The organism is Kitasatospora sp. NPDC048545, from assembly GCF_040651155.1.
In the GTDB taxonomy this organism is placed as follows: domain Bacteria; phylum Actinomycetota; class Actinomycetes; order Streptomycetales; family Streptomycetaceae; genus Kitasatospora.
Window position 1 is genome coordinate 125,537 of sequence record NZ_JBEZIQ010000011.1, and the last position, 16,003, is coordinate 141,539.

The following is a 16,003-nucleotide window of genomic DNA, read 5'->3' on the forward strand; positions in this document are numbered from 1 at the left end:
GCCCCTACGGCCCCGGCCCGCAGTGGGGCCGGCGCCGTGGGAAACCGCAGGTCAGTGCCGGGTCAGGGCCGGGCGGGTCCGCCCGGCAGGGGGGTGCGGACGGGGGCGGCGGCGCCGACCAGGACGACCAGCTCGTGGCCGCCGGGGTTGGTCCGGACGGGCACGGTGCGCCAGTTGTTGGCCAGCCAGACGTTGCCCGAGGGGTCGATCTGCAGGCCGGTGTTGCGCTCCAGGCCGTCGCTCGGGTAGCCGGTGCCGGGCGGGGAGATCGGCTGGCCGGTGCGGAACCCGGGCGGGCAGGCGGTGAGGTCGGTGCCGCACAGCCGGGCGACGCGGTGGCCGCCGAAGTTGGCGACCCAGACGGTGTCGTCCCCGTCGACGGCGACGCCCCAGGGCAGGAACAGGCCGCCGTCGGTGAAGGGTTCGGGGGCCGGGGCGCCGTCGGGCCCGATCAGGGTGACCGAGGCGCCCGGGAGCGGGCCGGAGCCGGTGTCGGTGCCGACGGCGGCGGCGAAGTCGTCCGCGGTGGTGTTCCCGCAGGGCACCGGCAGGATGCCGCTGTTGCTGACCCAGGCGTAGCCCCTGCTGTCGGTGGCGACGGCCAGCGGGCGGCGCAGGCCGCCGCCGGTGACGGTCCGCTCCGGGGTGCCGTCGGCGGCCAGGACCTGGACGCTGTCGTTGCCGTTGCCGCTGACCCACAGCCGCCCGGCGGGGTCGACGGCGGCGCCGAAGGGCTTGCTCAGGGCGGGGGTGGGGACCTCCCGGGCGCGGGTGGCGTCGCCCTCCGGGATCCGGGTCACGCTGTCGCCGCCGCAGTCGGCGACCCAGACCGTGCCGGCCCGGTCGGCGGCCATGCCCTGCGGCTGGGCGATGCCGCCCCCGCGCCAGCCCTCGCGCGGGGAGAGCGCGGTGCCGTCCGCGGCGAACCGGGAGACGCTGCGCTCCAGCGGGGCCGGGTCGACGGGGCAACCGCGGCCCTGGAAGCCGAAGTTGCCGACCCAGGCGCTGCCCCGGGCGTCGACGGTGATGCCGAAACCGGCGCCGTACAGGCCGCCGCCGCTGTAGGGCGCGCCGGGGGCGTCCCGGCCGGCGGGCGTGAACTTCAGGACGGTGCGGCCACCGCAGACCGGGACGGCGGGGTCGGCGCCGTAGCGGTAGTTGTTGCTGACCCAGGCGTTGCCGTCGGCGTCGAAGGCGATGTTGCCGGGGCCGTCGAGTTCCCGGCCGTTGCCGTCGTAGCGCAGGGCCACGGTCCAGGCGTCGGGGGCGGAGGGCAGGGCCGGCCGGTAGGTCGGGGTGGTGGCGGCGAGGCCGAAGAGGCCTGCGGCGTTGTTCCCGGGGTCGTGGGCGATGTCGACGGCGGCGCGCAGGGTGTCGCGGGGCCGGTCGTGGCCGGGGCTGCGGGCCAGGTCGAACAGCCGGTCGCAGGCGCCGCCGGTGACGCAGGCGGCGAGCAGGTCGGCCAGGGTGTTGAACTCGGCCATGGTCGAGGTGAGGGCGCCGTTGGGCGGCGCGGCGAGCAGGGCGGCGACGTCGCCGGTGCCGGTGTCGGCCAGGTTGTGGGCGACGGCGGCGGCGTTCTGCAGCCCGGGTTGGGGGCCGGAGACGCCGTCCGGGCCGGTGAAGCGGGACAGGGCGTAGGCGACGGCGACGGTGGTGCGCTCGTTGACGACGAGCTCGGGCGGGGCGGCGGCGCCGCTGAGCACCGCGGCGAGCACGGCCGGCCCGCCCTGGGCCGGTCCCGCGTGCGGTGCGTCCTGCGGGGCCCGGCCCGCGGGGCGCCCGAGGTCGGCGAGCACGTACAGCACGGCGCGCGGGTCGCGCGGGCGGCGGTAGTCGAGGGTGAAGCGTCCGTCCTCGGCGCTGCGGGCACGGGCCAGCACCCGGGGCGCGGCGCCCTCGCCGTCCCCGGCCTGGTAGAGCGTCACCTCGGCGCCGCCGAGCGGGGTGTCGCCGCTGCGCACCACCCCGCACTGGTCGGTGTTCTCCCACCCGGCGGGGGCGGGGGCCGCCGCGTGGGAGGGGCCGGCGGCGAGCTGGGCCAGGAGGGCGGCGGTCAGCAGGACGCCGTGGCGTCGGCGCATGGGAGCTCCGTTCGGTCGCGGGGGAACGGCGGCCCGTGCGCCCGGCACGGGCGGGGCCGCCGTCCTCCTGCCTGCCACACCGGGGCGCCGCGGTGCGCGACCGGCCGCGGGACGCGGCGGAAATTGCCCGGTACGGGCGAGGCGGTGCGGCGGGAGGTGTCCCCGCCGCCCCGCCCCGCCCGTGTCGTCCGGGGGCGCGGGTGCCTCAGCCGAGTTCGGCCAGGGCGGCGGTGGCGAAGGAGTGGTCCTGCTCGGGGGCGCCGCCGCCGATGCCGATGGCGCCGATCGGGCGGCCGTCGCGGTGGACGGGGATGCCGCCGGCGATGAACAGCAGGGGGCGGTCCAGCGCGGTGGGCAGGGAGTGGAACGGGCCGTCCGGCTTGACCAGGTCGACCAGGTCGGCGGTCGGGGCGTTCAGCTGGAGGGCGGTGTAGGCCTTGCGGGTGCTGGTCTCGCCGGAGATCAGCACGGCGCGGTCGTCGCGGCGGAAGGCGAGCAGGTGCCCGCCCGCGTCCAGGACGGTGACGCTGACCGCGACCCCGGCCGCCTCGGCGGCGGCGCGGGCGGCGGAGACGAGGGTCTCGGCGTCGGTGATGGTCAGCGGGGCGACGGCGGTGGTGGTGCTCATGGGTGGTTCTCCCGTGGTGTGGTGTGGTGTGGTGCGGTGCTCGGTGCGGGTGGTGCGGGGCGCCGGTCGGGTGGGCCGGTCGGGGCGCCGGTCAGTGGTGCAGGGCGGCGGCGCGGGGCGCGGCGTCCGGGGTGACGGCCGCGGCGGCCCGGTCGCGGCGCTCCAGGGCGGCGGACCAGAAGGCGAGGACGAGCGCGGCGGCGGCGAGGGCGGCGCCGACCCAGTTCGGGGCGGTGTAGCCGAGGCCGGCGGCGATGACGGTCCCGCCGAGCCAGGCGGCCAGCGCGTTGCCGAGGTTGAACGCCCCGATGTTGACGGCCGAGGCCAGGGTGGGCGCGCCGTGGGCCTGGTCCAGGACCCGCTTCTGCAGCGGGGGGACGGTGGCGAAGCCGAGGGCGCCGACGAGCAGGATGGTGACGGCGGCCAGGATCTTGTCGTGCGCGGTGAGGGTGAACAGGGCCAGCACGACCGCGAGGCCGCCGAGGGTGGTGTAGAGCATCGGCATCAGCTTGCGGTCGGCGTACCTGCCGCCGAGCAGGTTGCCGAGGAACATGCCGACGCCGAACAGCACCAGCAGCCAGGTGACCGCGCCCTCGGAGTAGCCGGCGACGTCGGTCATCATCGGGGCGATGTAGGTGATCGCGGCGAAGACCCCGCCGAAGCCGAGTACGGTCATCGCCATCGCGAGGAGCACCTGCGGGTTGCGGAAGGCGGTCAGCTCGCGGCGCAGGTGGGCGCCTTCGGGGCGCGGCATCGCGGGCACCAGCCTGGCGATGCCCAGCAGCCCGAGCACGCCGAGCACGGCGACGCCGCCGAAGGTGGTGCGCCAGCCGACGGCCTGGCCGACGAAGGTGCCCAGCGGCACGCCGACGATGTTGGCGACGGTCAGCCCGGTGAACATGGTGGCGATGGCGCCGGCCTTCTTCCCTGGGGCGACCAGGTCGGCGGCGACGACCGAGCCGATGCCGAAGAAGGCGCCGTGGGCCAGGGAGGTCACGATGCGCCCGGCCAGCATCAGCGGGAAGGTCGGGGCGAACGCGGAGAGCAGGTTGCCGGCCACGAACAGGCCCATCAGCAGCATCAGCATCGTCTTGCGGCTGATCCTGGTGCCGAGCGCGGTCATCAGCGGCGCGCCGAGGACGACGCCGAGGGCGTAGCCGGTGACCAGCAGGCCCGCGCTGGGGATGGAGACGCCGAAGTCGCCGGCGATCCGGGGCAGCAGGCCCATGATCACGAACTCGGTGGTCCCGATCCCGAACGCGCCGATGGCCAGGGCGAGGAGAGCGAGAGGCATGGGCCCATCCCTTCTGTGTGGTTGCTTGAACGAGCGCCTAGCGTGCTTTCACAATAGTTGCAGACGCGCGATAAGTGCAAACGCTGACAGGAGGCGTGCGCGATGAGGGCTGGGGGCCGGGCCGGCCGGGTCGTCGGGGTCGGCGCGGGTGCGCGCCGGGAAACGCGACCGGGCCCGACGCGTCCGTGCCGCGGGGCGGCAGGGGCGCGTCGGGCCCGGTCGGGTGGGGGAGCGGCCGGTGGGCCGCCCGGGTCAGGTGCGGGACGAAGCGGCGTCCACGGCCTCGACGGCCTTGACCAGTGAGGCCAGCTCGGGGTTGCGGGCGGCCTCGTCGAGCGCTTCCCGCAGGGCGGCGTCGTTGGTCGGCCGGGCCTCCTCCAGGAGCTTCAGGCCGTCCTCGCTCACGTTGGTGTAGATCCCGCGGCGGTCGGTCGGGCACAGGTAGCGCAGCAGCAGGCCGCGGTCCTCCAGCCGGGTGACCAGGCGGGTCGTGGCGCTCTGGCTGAGGACGACGGCGTCGGCGACCTGCTTCATCTGCAGGTGCCCGCCCTCGCCGTCGTGCTGGCGGCTGAGCACGTCGAGCAGCGAGTACTCCCGCACGCTCAGGTCGTGCCCGGACTGCAGGGCGCGCTCGATGTGCGACTCGATCCTGCCGTGCAGGAGGGACAGTGCGCCCCAGCCACTGGCGAGGGCGGTGAGCGCGGGGTCCGTGGCGGTCATGGGGCCTGGCCTCCTTCCGGGTGCGTGGTACTCCGGCCAGGATACGCCATGAATCAAAATATCGCCTAGAGCGCATATAGCGCTTGTGCAAGTAATTGCATGGGCTTCCTCCCGGGCCGGATGGGACATCCGGCGGCGCCCCGCCCGCGGGCGGGTGGTGCCGCAATGGTTCAGACCATTGACGCGCCGGGAAAGCAGCTCCTACGGTGTCCGCATGGTCTGGCGCGAGCATGCCATGTCATGGCAGGGCCCCACGCACACCCCCACGCGCACGCCCCGCGCCGGGCGCACACTCCATCCACCCCCACGGAGGAGCACCATGCGCACACGCCACCTGATCGCGGCCGCCGCGGCCGCGATCGCCCTGCCGATCGCGATGGCCTTGCCCGCCCAGTCGCACGGCTTCATCAACCAGCCGCCGAGCCGCTCCGCGCTCTGCGGGGCCAACGCCGTCCCCTGGGACTGCGGCGACATCCAGTGGGAACCGCAGAGCGTCGAGGGGCCCAAGGGCTTCCCGGGCCGCGGCCCGGCCGACGGCACCATCTGCGCCGGCGGGGACGCCCGCTGGGCCCCGCTGGACGATCCGCGCGGCGGCACCTGGCCCACCACCAGGGTGACGGCCGGCCGGCAGCTCACCTTCACCTGGGAGATCGAGGCCCGGCACTCCACCACGAACTTCACGTACTACCTCACCAAGCCCGGCTACGACGCCTCCCAGCCGATCACCCGGGCCGCCCTGGACCTGACCCCGTTCCTGACCGTCCCCTACAACGGCCGCCGGCCCGCCGCCACCACCACCCACACCGCGACCCTGCCCACCGGCCGCACCGGCCACCAGGTGATCGTCGCCGTCTGGGAGATCGCCGACACCGGCAACGCCTTCTACTCCTGCACCGACGTCCGGTTCTGACCCACCGCCGCGTCCCGCCGGTGCCCGCCCCCCACCCGGGCGGCGCCGGCGGGACGCCGCGCGTCCGGGGCCCCGCCAGGCCCGGCCGGGGCGGTCCCGGCCTCGCGCTCCGGAGCCCTTTCCGCGCGCCGGAAAGCCGCAGATCTGTAGATTGAGGGCATTTGGGGGGAGCAGCGCCAGGCTTCGCGCGTCCACGCACAGAAGGCCGAACCGCCTTCGGAAAGGGTCTCCATGCACCCCGCCCTCAGCCCTGCCGTCCTCGCCGAACTGCGCCGGCCCCGGCCCTACCCGGTGGTGTCGATCCTGATGCCCACCCACCGCCGGGAGCCGGACAACGCGCAGGACCCGGTCCGGCTGCGCAACCTGCTGGCCGAGGCGAAGGAGCGGGTCCAGGCCGACCCGGCGGTGTCCCGGGCCGAGCGGATCGACGTGCTGGAGCAGCTCGACCGGGCCGCGGCCGAGGTCGACCTGGTGCACGCGGAGGACGGCCTGGCGGTCCTCGTCGCGCCCGGCGAGCGCCGGGTCTGGTCACTCGGGCGCACCGCCCCCGCCCGGGTGGTCGTGTCCGACACCTTCCTCACCCGCAACCTGGTCGCCGCGCACGCCGCCGAGCGCCCGCACTGGGTGCTCGCGGTCTCCGCCGACCGGGTCGCACTGTGGGGCGGCACCGGGGAGCGGGTCGTCGAGGAGACCGGCGACGGCTTCCCGTTGGTGCGCGTCCACGACAACCCCGACCCCGAGCGGCAGGAGCAGATCGGCGACACGCCCAGCACCTTCCGCGACGAGGAGACCAAGACCTTCCTGCGGCAGGCCGACACCGGGATCGGCAAGGTGCTCGCCGCCGACCCGCGCCCGCTGTACGTGGTCGGCGAGGCCGCGGCGCTCGCCCTGCTGGACGCCGTCGGCCCGATCGCCCAGCAGGCCGCCGCGCAGATCCCGCACGGCGGCCTCGCCCAGGCCGGCGCCGAGACCGTGCGCAGGGTGGTCGAGCCCGCCGTGCGCGCCCGGGCCGAGCGCGAGGTCACCGACGCCCTCGCGGTGCTCGACAAGGCCCGCGGCGGCAAGGGGTTCGCCGCCGGCCTGGACGAGGTCTGGCGGGCCGCCGGCGAGGGCCGGATCGACCGGCTGGTGGTCGAGGAGAACTACCGCGCCACCGTCCGCGACGACGGCGAGCACCTCGTGCCCGCCGAGTCCGACCAGTCCGGTGCCCGCGAGGACATCGTCGACGAGGTCGTCGAGCGCGCCCTCGACACCGGCGCCACCGTCAGCTTCGTCCCCGACGACGCCCTCGCCGACAGCGGGCGGATCGCCGCCGCCCTGCGCTACTGACCCGCCGGCGACCCTTCGCGGCCGCCCGCCGGAGCACCCCTCCGACGGGCGGCCGCGGTGCGTCCGCGGCACCGCCGCGCGGCGGACGACGCGCCCGTACGGCCGGGACGCGGCCGGGGTCTTGACGCCCCGCAAGTGTGAGTGGTTGAGTACTCACATGCAGACGGAACGACGCCGACAGTTGTCCACCGCCGAGGAACGCCGGGAGACGGTGCTGCGCACCGCGATCGGCGCCTTCGCCGCCCGGGGCTACTTCGGGACCACCACCACCGAGGTCGCCAGGGCCGCGGGCATCTCCCAGGCGTACGTCTACCGGCTCTTCCCGAGCAAGGAATCGCTCTTCGTCGCCGTCGTCGAGCACTGCTTCGTCCAGGTGCGCGCCAGTCTGGAGCTGGCCGCCGCCGAGGCGAAGGGCAGCTCGGCGGAGGTGGTGCTGCACGCGATGGGGGAGTCGTACGCCCGGCTGATCAGTGACAACGACCTGATGCTGATCCAGCTGCACGCCCAGGCGGCGGCGGTCTCCGAGCCGGCCGTGCGCGAGGCGGTCCGCCAGGGCTACGCCCGCCTGGTGGAGTACGTCCGCGGCGCCTCCGGCGGCGAGGAGCGGCAGGTCCAGGAGTTCTTCGCCACCGGGATGCTCTGCCACCTGCTGGTCTCGATGGACGCGGACGCCGTGGACGCACCCTGGACCAGGACCCTGTCCGCGGGCATCACCCACTACTGACCCGCACCCGCCGCCGGCCCGTTCGGCCCCGGCCCCGCGCCGGCGGGGCGCGCACCCGCTGCGCGCGCCCCGTCGTTTCTTCGGCCACGAGTGTGAGTGGTCAACCACACATAAATTGAGAGGAAGCCCCACCATGCACACCGTCGACCGCACCGCCCCCCTCGTCGTCCGTCTGTCCACCGTGATCGACGCCCCGCTCGACACCGTCTGGGCCCTGCACGCCGACATCGGCGACTGGCCCGTCTGGAACACCGACATCGACCAGGCCCGCCTCCACGGCCCGCTCGCCGAAGGCGCCCTGTTCACCTGGCGTACCCACGGCATGACCATCACCTCGACCGTCCACGAGCTCGTGCCCGGCGAGCGGATCGTCTGGGGCGGCCCCGTCGACGGCATCGACGGCATCCACGTGTGGACCTTCGAGCAGTCCGGCGGACAGGTCACCGTCCACACCGAGGAGTCCTGGAGCGGCGAGCCCGTCGACGCCATGCCCGAGGAACTCGGCCACGCCCTGCGCACCTCCCTGGAGAGCTGGCTCACCTGCCTCAAGAACCGTGCCGAGAAGCGCTTCTGACGGAACATCACCGAAAATCGCCCCCCCCAGCATCCGATCCCGTTCCACCGAGACTGCGAGGCCCGACCATGACCGGCAAGCCCTATCTCACCGGCCACTACACCCCCGTCGCCGACGAGATCACCGCCACCGGGCTGACCGTCGAGGGCACCCTGCCCCCCGAGCTCACCGGCCGGCTGGTCCGCAACGGCCACAACCCCAAGCCCGGTGTCACGCCGACGCACTGGTTCAAGGGCAGCGGCATGGTCCACGGCGTCCGGCTGCGCGCCGGGCGGGCCGAGTGGTACCGCAACCGCTGGGTGCGCACCCCCGCCCTGGACGGCGCCCCGTACCTGACCGAGCACGGCCCGGACCTGACCGCCAGCACCGCCGGCACCCACGTCATCGAGCACGCCGGACGGCTGCTGGCGCTGTGCGAGGCCAACCTTCCCTTCGAGCTGACGCCCGAACTGGAGACCGTCGGGGCCTACGACTTCGGCGGGCGGCTGCGCACCGCGATGACCGCCCACCCCAAGGTCGACCCCGTCACCGGCGAACTGCACTTCTTCGGCTCCTCGCCCGTCCCGCCGTACCTCACCTACCACGTCGCCGACGCGAGCGGCGAGATCGTCCGCAGCTTCGAGGTGCCCGGCGCGAGCGCCGCCCTGAAGCACGACTTCGGCCTGACCCGCAGCCACGTGGTCTTCGTCGAGGGCAACGTGACCTTCGACCCCGCCGAGCGCTCCGGCATCCCCTACGGCTGGAATGACGAGCAGCCCGCCCGGATCGGGGTGATGCCGCGCACCCTCGGCGGCGCCGGACGGATCCGCTGGTACCCGGTCCGGCCCGGCAGCATGCTGCACGCCGCCAACGCCTACGAGGACGCCCGGGGCCGGATCGTGCTGGAGGGCCCCACCGTCGACCGCGAGGGCTTCGAACGCTCCTGGAACTGGTGGACCGGCGCCCCCGGGCGCGGCAGCGAGCCGTCCTCCCGCTCCTTCAACCGCCGCTGGGTGATCGACCCGGACACCGGCACCGTCGACGAGGACACCGTGGACGACCTCGCCACCGAGTTCCCCACCATCAACGAGGACTACCTCGGCGCCGAGCACCGCTACCAGTACGCCGTCTCCTTCCCGGACGACGACCTCGGCGGCTACGGCATCGTCAAGTACGACCGCACCACCGGGGAACGCCACCTCCGCCCGGTCGGTGACGCCCGGCTGCCCAGCGAGGCCCTGTTCGTCCCCGCCGCCGGCGCCACCCGCGAGGACGACGGCTACCTCCTCACCGTCGTCTCCGACCTCAAGCAGGACACCTCCCGGCTGCTCGTCCTGGACGCCTCCGGCCTCGACCAGGTGGCCGCCGTCCACCTGCCGCGCCGCGTCACCGCCGGCGTCCACGGCTCCTGGATCCCCGACAACGGGCCCGACGCCGACCAGGACTGACACCCAGGCCGGGACCGGCACCACGCCACCCCCCTCCCCGCCTCCCGGTTCCGCCCCTCCCCGGCGCGCGGAACCGGGAGGCGCCCCCAATCCGCCGCCGCACCCGCTCCGAACACCGGATGCGTCCCCCACGGGCGCAGCCGCACCGCACCGAGCGCACCGCACCGGCCGACCGGGAGGGAACCCCGTTGACCACACCCACGACCGCACCGCCCGCCACCCCGCGCACCCCGCGGACCCCCGAACGCCGCCGGATCGCCGTCGTCGGCGCGGGCGTGGCCGGCCTCACCGCGGCCTGGGAACTCCGGCGCGCCGGCGCCGCCGTCGAACTCTTCGAAGCCGACGGACGCCTCGGCGGCCACGCCCACACCCAGCGCGTCCCCGCCCCCGACGGCCGCCGACTCGCCCTGGACACCGCCTCCCTGATCCACGCCGAGTTCGTCGCCGCCCAGCGCCTGCTGCCCCGGCTGACCACCGGGCGCACCGCGTTCGCCGGCGCCCACCACGGCTGGGGCTCCCACGAGGACGGCTGCCGATCCGGCCTGGCCGCCGCCCGCGCCCTGCTCGGGCTCGGAGCGGACGCGCCGTGACGGCCGCCGGGCACCGCGCCGGGCGGGCGCAGAACGCGTACCTGACCCGCAGCCAGGGCGCGTGCCGCTCGATCAGCGCGCGCAGCTCGGCCAGGGCCGCGGCCCTGGCCCGGGCCCGGTAGCGCACGTTCCGGCCGCCGTTCCCGCGCGGCGAGGCCGGCGCGGCCGGTTCGGCGTGGATCCGGCGGACGTCGAGCAGCGGCACGGGACGGGCGGCGTGGGACACGGGTGACCTCCAGGGCAGCCGATCGTAGGGCCCGCCGCGCCACGGGGAAAACGCTGCGCAAACGCTGCGAATACCCGGCCGGGGTTCCGCTGCGGGACGGTCGGAGTGTGCAGGCGACGATCGACCGGCGACCCGGCGCGAGCGCCCCCGAAGCCCCCGGCGCCGGGGTGCCGACCCCCGAGGCACCCGGCGCCGGGACGTCCGCGGACCGGCGGCCCGGGCTGCGCGCGCTGATGGCCCGGACCGCGCGCGGCGACGAACGGGCCTTCGAGGCCCTCTACGGCACCGCCGCCGCCCCCGTCCTCGCCCTGGTCCTGCGGGTGCTGCGCGACCGCGCCCAGGCCGAGGAGGTGGCCCGGGAGGTGTTCTGGCAGGTGTGGCGGGAAGCGCCGCGCTACCGCCCCGAGCGCGGCGAGGTCCTGCCCTGGGTGCTCACCCACCGGCGCGCCGTCGACCGCGTCCGCTCCGCCCGGGCCGCCGCCGACCGCGACCGCACCGCCGCCCTGCGCGACCACACCCCCGACTTCGACCGGGTCGCCGACCGCGTCGAGGAAGCCCTGGAACGCGACCGCGTCCGGCGCGCCCTGACCGTGCTGAGCGACGCCCAGCGCGAATGCCTGCTCCTGGTCTACTTCGGCGGCTGCACCCAGGCCCAGGCCGCCGCCCGGATCGGCGCCCCCCCGGGCACCGTCAAGACCCGCATCCGCGACGCCCTGCGGCAACTGCGCGGCCACCTCGGCGACGCCCCCCTGCCCCCGCCCCGCCGGTCCCCGCGTCCGAGCGGCGCGCCGGCGCGCCCCGCCGTAGGCTCACGGCCGTGACCGCCCCCACCGTCGCGGCTGCCGCCGCACTGACCACCGGAGCCCTCGCCCGCCGGCTCGGCGTCTCGCCCACCACCATCCGGTCCTGGGAGAGCCGCTACGGCATCGGCCCGGCCCACCGCGACCCCGGGCGGCACCGCCGGTGGGAGCCGCACGACGTGGCCGTGCTGGAGGAGATGTGCCGCCTCACCGCCCGCGGCGTCACCCCCGCCGAGGCCGCCCGCGTCGCCCTGGCCGCCGGCACCGCCGACCCGTCCGCGCCCGCCGGCACCGCCGACCCGTCCGCGCCCGCCGGCGCCGCCGCCCCGGACCGGGCCCCGAGCGCGCCGCCCGGGCCGTCCCGGACCGTGCCCGCCCCCGGCGGCAACACCCTGCCGGTGGGCACCGTCCGCCCCGAGTGCCGGGGGCTGGCCCGCGCCGCCGTACGCCTCGACGCCCCCGAGATCGCCCGCATCCTGCGCCGCAGCATCGACGACCTCGGCGCCGTCACCGCCTGGACCGAGGTCATGACCCCGGCCCTGCGGGCGGCCGGGCGCAAGTGGGCCGTCGAGGGCGAACGCTGCGTCGAGGTCGAACACCTGCTGTCCTGGCACGTCGCCGCCGCCCTGCGCCGGGCCTGCGACCGGGCCGACCCGCCGTCCGGCCCGGCCGTGCTGCTCGCCGGCATGCCCACCGAACTGCACTCCCTGCCGCTGGAGGCCGTCGCCGCCGGCCTGGCCGAACGCGGCCTGCCGTTCCGCATGTTCGGCCCCGCCCTGCCCCCCGAGGCGCTCCTGGAAGCGGTGCGCCGCACCGGACCGCCGGCCGTCCTGCTCTGGTCCCAGGTCGCCCGCACCGCCGACCGGACGCTGGCCCACCACGTCGCCCGCACCACCTGGGGCCCCCACGGCGCCCGCACCGGGCCCGTCGTGCTCGCGGCCGGCCCCGGCTGGGCCGGCCCCCGCCGCCCCCCGGGCACCCTGAGACCCCGTGACCTGGCCACCGCCCTCGACCAGTTGGAACGACTGCTGCGCTGACCGGGCCGCCCCGGAACGGCCCCGCCCGGACCCCGGGCGGACCCCGCACGGACCGGGCCCTGCCCGGACAACCCCGCCGCAGCAGCAGGAAAGGAGCCGACAGTGGACGAGCCAGCCCCGACCGGACGGCGCTGCCTGGTCACCGGAGCCACCGGCTACATCGGCGGACGGCTGGTGCCCGAACTCCTCGCCGCCGGGTACCGGGTGCGCTGCCTGGCCCGCGACCCCGGGCGCCTGCGCGACCAGCCCTGGCGCGCCGAGGTCGAGGCCGCCCCCGGCGACGTCACCCGGCCCGAGACCCTCGACGGTGCCTTCGACGGCGTCGACGTCGCCTACTACCTGGTCCACTCGCTCGGCACCGGAGCCGACTTCGAGGACACCGACCGGCGCGCCGCCCGCGCCTTCGGCCGCGCCGCCGCAGCGGGCGGGGTCACCCGGATCGTCTACCTCGGCGGACTGCTGCCCGCCGGCGTCCCCGAGGCCGAGCTCTCCCCGCACCTGCGCTCGCGCGCCGAGGTCGGCCGGGTCCTGCGCTCCGCCGGCGTGCCCACCGCCGAACTGCGGGCCGCGGTCATCATCGGCTCCGGCTCCGCCTCCTTCGAGATGCTCCGCTACCTCACCGAACGCCTGCCCGTCATGGTCACCCCCCGCTGGGTCGACACCCGCATCCAGCCCGTCGCCGTCCGCGACGTGCTGTCCTACCTGGTCGGCGCCGCGGCCCTGCCGCCCGAGGTCGACCGGGCCTTCGACATCGGCGGACCGGACGTCCTGACCTACCGCACGATGATGCTCCGCTACGCCCGCGCGGCCGGGCTGCCCCGGCGGGTGATCCTGCCCGTGCCCGTCCTGTCCCCGGCCCTGTCCAGCCTCTGGGTCGGCCTGGTCACCCCCGTCCCCGGCCCGCTCGCCCGCCCGCTGGTGGAGTCGCTGCGCCACGAGGTGGTCTGCCACGAGCACGACATCGCCCGCTGGATCCCCGACCCGCCGGCCGGCCTCACCGGCTTCGACCGCGCCGTCGAACTCGCCCTGCACCGCATCCGCGACGCCGGGGTCACCACCCGCTGGTCCTCCGCCTCACTGCCCGGCGCCCCCAGCGACCCGCTGCCCACCGATCCCGACTGGGCCGGCGGCAGCCTCTACCAGGACCTGCGCGAACGACGCGTCGCCACCGCACCCGCCGCCGTGTGGCGGGTGGTCGAAGGCATCGGCGGCGACAACGGCTGGTACTCGCTGCCCTACGCCTGGGCCCTGCGCGGCATCCTCGACCGCCTCGTCGGCGGCGTCGGCCTGCGCCGCGGCCGCCGCGACCGCCACCACCTGCGGGTCGGCGACGCCCTCGACTTCTGGCGGGTCGAGGAGATCGAGCCCGGCCGGCTGCTGCGCCTGCGGGCCGAGATGCGCCTGCCCGGCCTGGCCTGGCTTGAACTGCGGGTCACCCCCGACGGGGACGGCGGCACGCGCTACCGCCAGCGCGCCCTGTTCCACCCGCACGGCCTGGCCGGCCACGCCTACTGGTGGTCGATGGCGCCCTTCCACGGCCTGGTCTTCGGTGCCATGGCCCGCAACATCACCGACCAGGCCCGCCGCGCCGCCTGGCCGCCGTGACCGCCGGGCCGGCGGTCACACCGCGGCCGCCTCGGCGGGCCGGGGGGAGCGGACGGGGGAGGGCGCGGGGGCCTGCGGGGCCGCGCCCTCGTCGGAGCCGGCCGGCTCCAGGGCCACGTCGAGCACGTCGACCATCCGGCGCAGCTTCTGCTGGACGCGGACGGCCTCGGGCCGCGGGACGCGCACGACGGCCCGGGCCGAGGCCGGCGCCGCGGTGGTGAACGCGAGGTCCAGGACCCGGTGGTTGTTGAGGGTGGAGGCGAGCCGGGCGAGCGTCCCGGTGGTGGGGCGCAGGATGACGGTGAGCCGGGTGTGTTCCATGGCGACGGTCCTGTCTGTGGATGGGACTGGCGGGCCGGGAAAGCAGAAAGACCCCTCGCGGAGCGCGAGAGGTCTGCGTGCGGGCGGTGGGCCGGGGAGGTTCACGCCTCCCGGCACGGTGCCGGCACGCCGCCGCTGGTAATCAGCTGCTGCTGCATGCCCCGCATGCTGGCAGAAACCCGCCGGGGTGGGACGGGGCGTCTCATCCTGCGGGACAGCGGCGGTGCCCCGCCGTCAGACCGCGCGCCGCGCCCGTACACCTGTCCGTACGGCCCGTCCGCGGGCCGCGCCCGTACGGCCCGTCCGCGGGCCGCAGCGCGACGCCCGGATACCATCGGCCGCCTTCGCCGGCCGCAGGCCCGTACCGCCGACCGTCCGACCCCGCAGGAGCGCACCGTGCCCGCCCCCGACCGCCCCGCCTGGTTCACCGGCCCCGAGGAGTCCCTCGCACTGCTGCGCGGCGCCGCCGAGTCCGGCGGCGTGAGCCTCGACCCGGACACCCCGCCCGGGGAGGAGGACGCCCAGGTGCTGACCGACGAACTCGCCGACGTCCTCCTGTCCGGGGACTGCTTCGACCGCGAGCGCGACTGGGAGATCACACCGTTCGGCGACCTGGTCGAGACCCTCATCGACACCCTCAACCGCTACGCCTACCCGGACTGATCCCCGCCCCGGGCGGTGCCGCTCCCGGAGGTGCCGGCCGTAAACCGGTTGGGACCGGGGGCCCGCGACTGCTACGGTCTGCGCAGCCGTGAGAGAACGCGAGGAGGTGAGACCCATGAAGGCCGTATCCATGTGGGTGCTCCCCCTTTCCGTCACGGTGGGCGGTTGACATAGGTGTCGCCCCGGGAGCGCCTCAGAGCAGGCACTCCCGAAAGGCACCACCCATGAACCCCGAACACGTCAACCCCGCGCGTCCGAACCCGCTGCACGCGGACCCGGCGCGCCCCCTCCCGGGCACCGGCGACCGCGCGGTCGTGGTCACCCGGATTTCGGACACCCAGTGGCACGCCGTGCAGGACGACCGCGTGGTCGGCTCCGGTGACGCCTCGCGCCGGCCCGACGGGCGGCTCTTCGTCAGCGTCGACGCGTGGCACGACGAGGTCTTCGACCGCGTCGCCGCGGCGATGTCGGCCGACCTGCCCGAACCGCTGCACACCCTCACCGACGAGGCCGACCGGGACACCACGGCCGCTTGGCAGCGGGCCGGCTTCACCACCGTCCGCCGTGAGCGGGGCTATCTGCTGCCCACCGACCCGCAGGCCACCGGCCTCGGCGCGGTACGGCCCCCGGCGGGCGTGACCGTCCTGCCCGCCGGGCAGGCACAGGAGGGCCCGCTGAGCGCCCTGGACCGGATCGTCCACGCCGAGGTCGAGGCGGGCCCCGGCTGGCCGGCGATGCCGGCCCAGGTGCTGCCCTGCCCGGCCGGCACCACGGTGGTCGACCCCGCCCGCTACGCGGTGGCGCTGCAGGACGGCGAGTACGTCGGACTGCTGCGGGTGGCCCCGCTCCGCCGGCCGCGGATCGGGATGCTCGCCGTCCGCGCCGACCACCGGCGCCGCGGCATCGCCCGCGTGCTGCTGGCCCACGCGCTGGAATCGATGCACCGGGCCGGCACCGCCTCGGCCTGGGCCGACGTGGCGGAGTCCAACACGGCCGCCACCGCCCTCGTCGAGGGCATCGGCGCCCGCCGCGCGGGCGCGACCCTCGAACTCGTCCGACACTGACGACGAC

The 16,003-nt window shown here is 76.1% G+C and carries 17 protein-coding genes; 12 read left to right on the forward strand and 5 right to left on the reverse strand.

The window, feature by feature from the left end; translation table 11 throughout:
* Positions 1 to 62: 62 nt before the first annotated feature.
* The 4 genes from AB0D10_RS13510 to AB0D10_RS13525 form a co-directional block, all read right to left on the reverse strand.
* Positions 63 to 2,084 (reverse strand): NHL repeat-containing protein, encoded by a 2,022-nt coding sequence (locus AB0D10_RS13510; RefSeq protein ID WP_360255110.1) that lies wholly within the window; start codon positions 2,082 to 2,084, stop codon positions 63 to 65.
* Between the two features lie 205 nt (positions 2,085 to 2,289).
* The gene (locus tag AB0D10_RS13515) at positions 2,290 to 2,712 is read right to left on the reverse strand and encodes a heme-binding protein (RefSeq protein ID WP_360255113.1); all 423 of its coding nucleotides are present in this window, start codon (positions 2,710 to 2,712) and stop codon (positions 2,290 to 2,292) included.
* A 91-nt stretch (positions 2,713 to 2,803) separates the two neighbouring features.
* Positions 2,804 to 4,006: an MFS transporter gene (locus tag AB0D10_RS13520; protein WP_360255115.1), complete on the reverse strand. Its 1,203-nt coding sequence runs from the start codon at positions 4,004 to 4,006 to the stop codon at positions 2,804 to 2,806.
* Between the two features lie 252 nt (positions 4,007 to 4,258).
* A complete protein-coding gene (locus tag AB0D10_RS13525; protein ID WP_360255118.1) occupies positions 4,259 to 4,726 on the reverse strand; it encodes a MarR family transcriptional regulator in 468 nt (155 codons plus the stop codon).
* A gap of 319 nt (positions 4,727 to 5,045) precedes the next feature.
* On the opposite strand from AB0D10_RS13525, the gene AB0D10_RS13530 reads away from it, so the two are divergent.
* The 10 genes from AB0D10_RS13530 to AB0D10_RS13575 all read left to right on the forward strand — a co-directional run bounded on the left by AB0D10_RS13530 (position 5,046) and on the right by AB0D10_RS13575 (position 13,948).
* Entirely contained in the window at positions 5,046 to 5,636 is a 591-nt protein-coding gene (locus AB0D10_RS13530) for a lytic polysaccharide monooxygenase (RefSeq protein WP_360255120.1), read from the forward strand.
* 231 nt (positions 5,637 to 5,867) lie between these two features.
* Complete coding sequence (locus tag AB0D10_RS13535) at positions 5,868 to 6,965, forward strand: chemotaxis protein (RefSeq protein ID WP_360255123.1); 1,098 nt, start codon at positions 5,868 to 5,870, stop codon at positions 6,963 to 6,965.
* A 157-nt stretch (positions 6,966 to 7,122) separates the two neighbouring features.
* Positions 7,123 to 7,689, forward strand: coding sequence for a TetR/AcrR family transcriptional regulator (locus AB0D10_RS13540; RefSeq protein ID WP_360255126.1), 567 nt, complete (start codon positions 7,123 to 7,125; stop codon positions 7,687 to 7,689).
* A 133-nt stretch (positions 7,690 to 7,822) separates the two neighbouring features.
* Positions 7,823 to 8,263, forward strand: coding sequence for an SRPBCC family protein (locus AB0D10_RS13545; RefSeq protein ID WP_360255129.1), 441 nt, complete (start codon positions 7,823 to 7,825; stop codon positions 8,261 to 8,263).
* Between the two features lie 68 nt (positions 8,264 to 8,331).
* A complete protein-coding gene (locus tag AB0D10_RS13550) occupies positions 8,332 to 9,690 on the forward strand; it encodes a carotenoid oxygenase family protein (protein WP_360255131.1) in 1,359 nt (452 codons plus the stop codon).
* A gap of 188 nt (positions 9,691 to 9,878) precedes the next feature.
* A complete protein-coding gene (locus AB0D10_RS13555; protein WP_360255134.1) occupies positions 9,879 to 10,280 on the forward strand; it encodes an FAD-dependent oxidoreductase in 402 nt (133 codons plus the stop codon).
* Positions 10,277 to 10,402, forward strand: coding sequence for a hypothetical protein (locus AB0D10_RS13560; protein WP_360255136.1), 126 nt, complete (start codon positions 10,277 to 10,279; stop codon positions 10,400 to 10,402). Before AB0D10_RS13555 ends, AB0D10_RS13560 begins: the two co-directional genes overlap by 4 nt.
* A 337-nt stretch (positions 10,403 to 10,739) precedes the next feature.
* On the forward strand, positions 10,740 to 11,327 hold the full coding sequence (locus tag AB0D10_RS13565; RefSeq protein WP_360255266.1) for a sigma-70 family RNA polymerase sigma factor: 588 nt from the start codon (positions 10,740 to 10,742) through the stop codon (positions 11,325 to 11,327).
* On the forward strand, positions 11,324 to 12,343 hold the full coding sequence (locus tag AB0D10_RS13570) for a MerR family transcriptional regulator (RefSeq protein ID WP_360255137.1): 1,020 nt from the start codon (positions 11,324 to 11,326) through the stop codon (positions 12,341 to 12,343). The genes AB0D10_RS13565 and AB0D10_RS13570 overlap by 4 nt, the downstream gene beginning before the upstream one ends.
* Before the next feature lie 102 nt (positions 12,344 to 12,445).
* On the forward strand, positions 12,446 to 13,948 hold the full coding sequence (locus AB0D10_RS13575; protein ID WP_360255139.1) for an SDR family oxidoreductase: 1,503 nt from the start codon (positions 12,446 to 12,448) through the stop codon (positions 13,946 to 13,948).
* A gap of 15 nt (positions 13,949 to 13,963) precedes the next feature.
* Here AB0D10_RS13575 and AB0D10_RS13580 read toward each other — a convergent pair whose 3' ends face one another.
* Positions 13,964 to 14,269, reverse strand: a complete 306-nt coding sequence (locus AB0D10_RS13580) for a hypothetical protein (protein ID WP_360255141.1) — start codon at positions 14,267 to 14,269, stop codon at positions 13,964 to 13,966.
* A gap of 396 nt (positions 14,270 to 14,665) precedes the next feature.
* Here AB0D10_RS13580 and AB0D10_RS13585 point away from each other — a divergent pair, with 396 nt between their 5' ends.
* Together AB0D10_RS13585 and AB0D10_RS13590 are read left to right on the forward strand one after the other, a co-directional pair.
* Entirely contained in the window at positions 14,666 to 14,932 is a 267-nt protein-coding gene (locus tag AB0D10_RS13585) for a hypothetical protein (protein WP_360255143.1), read from the forward strand.
* Between the two features lie 224 nt (positions 14,933 to 15,156).
* Positions 15,157 to 15,996, forward strand: coding sequence for a GNAT family N-acetyltransferase (locus AB0D10_RS13590; RefSeq protein WP_360255145.1), 840 nt, complete (start codon positions 15,157 to 15,159; stop codon positions 15,994 to 15,996).
* Positions 15,997 to 16,003 lie beyond the last annotated feature (7 nt).

Bases quoted from the DNA above. Each gene is read 5' to 3' on its own strand.
- AB0D10_RS13510 (WP_360255110.1), bottom strand. From the start codon at position 2,084: ATGCGCCGACGCCACGGCGTCCTGCTGACCGCCGCCCTCCTGGCCCAG.
- AB0D10_RS13515 (WP_360255113.1), bottom strand. From the start codon at position 2,712: ATGAGCACCACCACCGCCGTCGCCCCGCTGACCATCACCGACGCCGAG.
- AB0D10_RS13520 (WP_360255115.1), bottom strand. From the start codon at position 4,006: ATGCCTCTCGCTCTCCTCGCCCTGGCCATCGGCGCGTTCGGGATCGGG.
- AB0D10_RS13525 (WP_360255118.1), bottom strand. From the start codon at position 4,726: ATGACCGCCACGGACCCCGCGCTCACCGCCCTCGCCAGTGGCTGGGGC.
- AB0D10_RS13530 (WP_360255120.1), top strand. From the start codon at position 5,046: ATGCGCACACGCCACCTGATCGCGGCCGCCGCGGCCGCGATCGCCCTG.
- AB0D10_RS13535 (WP_360255123.1), top strand. From the start codon at position 5,868: ATGCACCCCGCCCTCAGCCCTGCCGTCCTCGCCGAACTGCGCCGGCCC.
- AB0D10_RS13540 (WP_360255126.1), top strand. From the start codon at position 7,123: ATGCAGACGGAACGACGCCGACAGTTGTCCACCGCCGAGGAACGCCGG.
- AB0D10_RS13545 (WP_360255129.1), top strand. From the start codon at position 7,823: ATGCACACCGTCGACCGCACCGCCCCCCTCGTCGTCCGTCTGTCCACC.
- AB0D10_RS13550 (WP_360255131.1), top strand. From the start codon at position 8,332: ATGACCGGCAAGCCCTATCTCACCGGCCACTACACCCCCGTCGCCGAC.
- AB0D10_RS13565 (WP_360255266.1), top strand. From the start codon at position 10,740: ATGGCCCGGACCGCGCGCGGCGACGAACGGGCCTTCGAGGCCCTCTAC.
- AB0D10_RS13580 (WP_360255141.1), bottom strand. From the start codon at position 14,269: ATGGAACACACCCGGCTCACCGTCATCCTGCGCCCCACCACCGGGACG.
- AB0D10_RS13590 (WP_360255145.1), top strand. From the start codon at position 15,157: ATGAACCCCGAACACGTCAACCCCGCGCGTCCGAACCCGCTGCACGCG.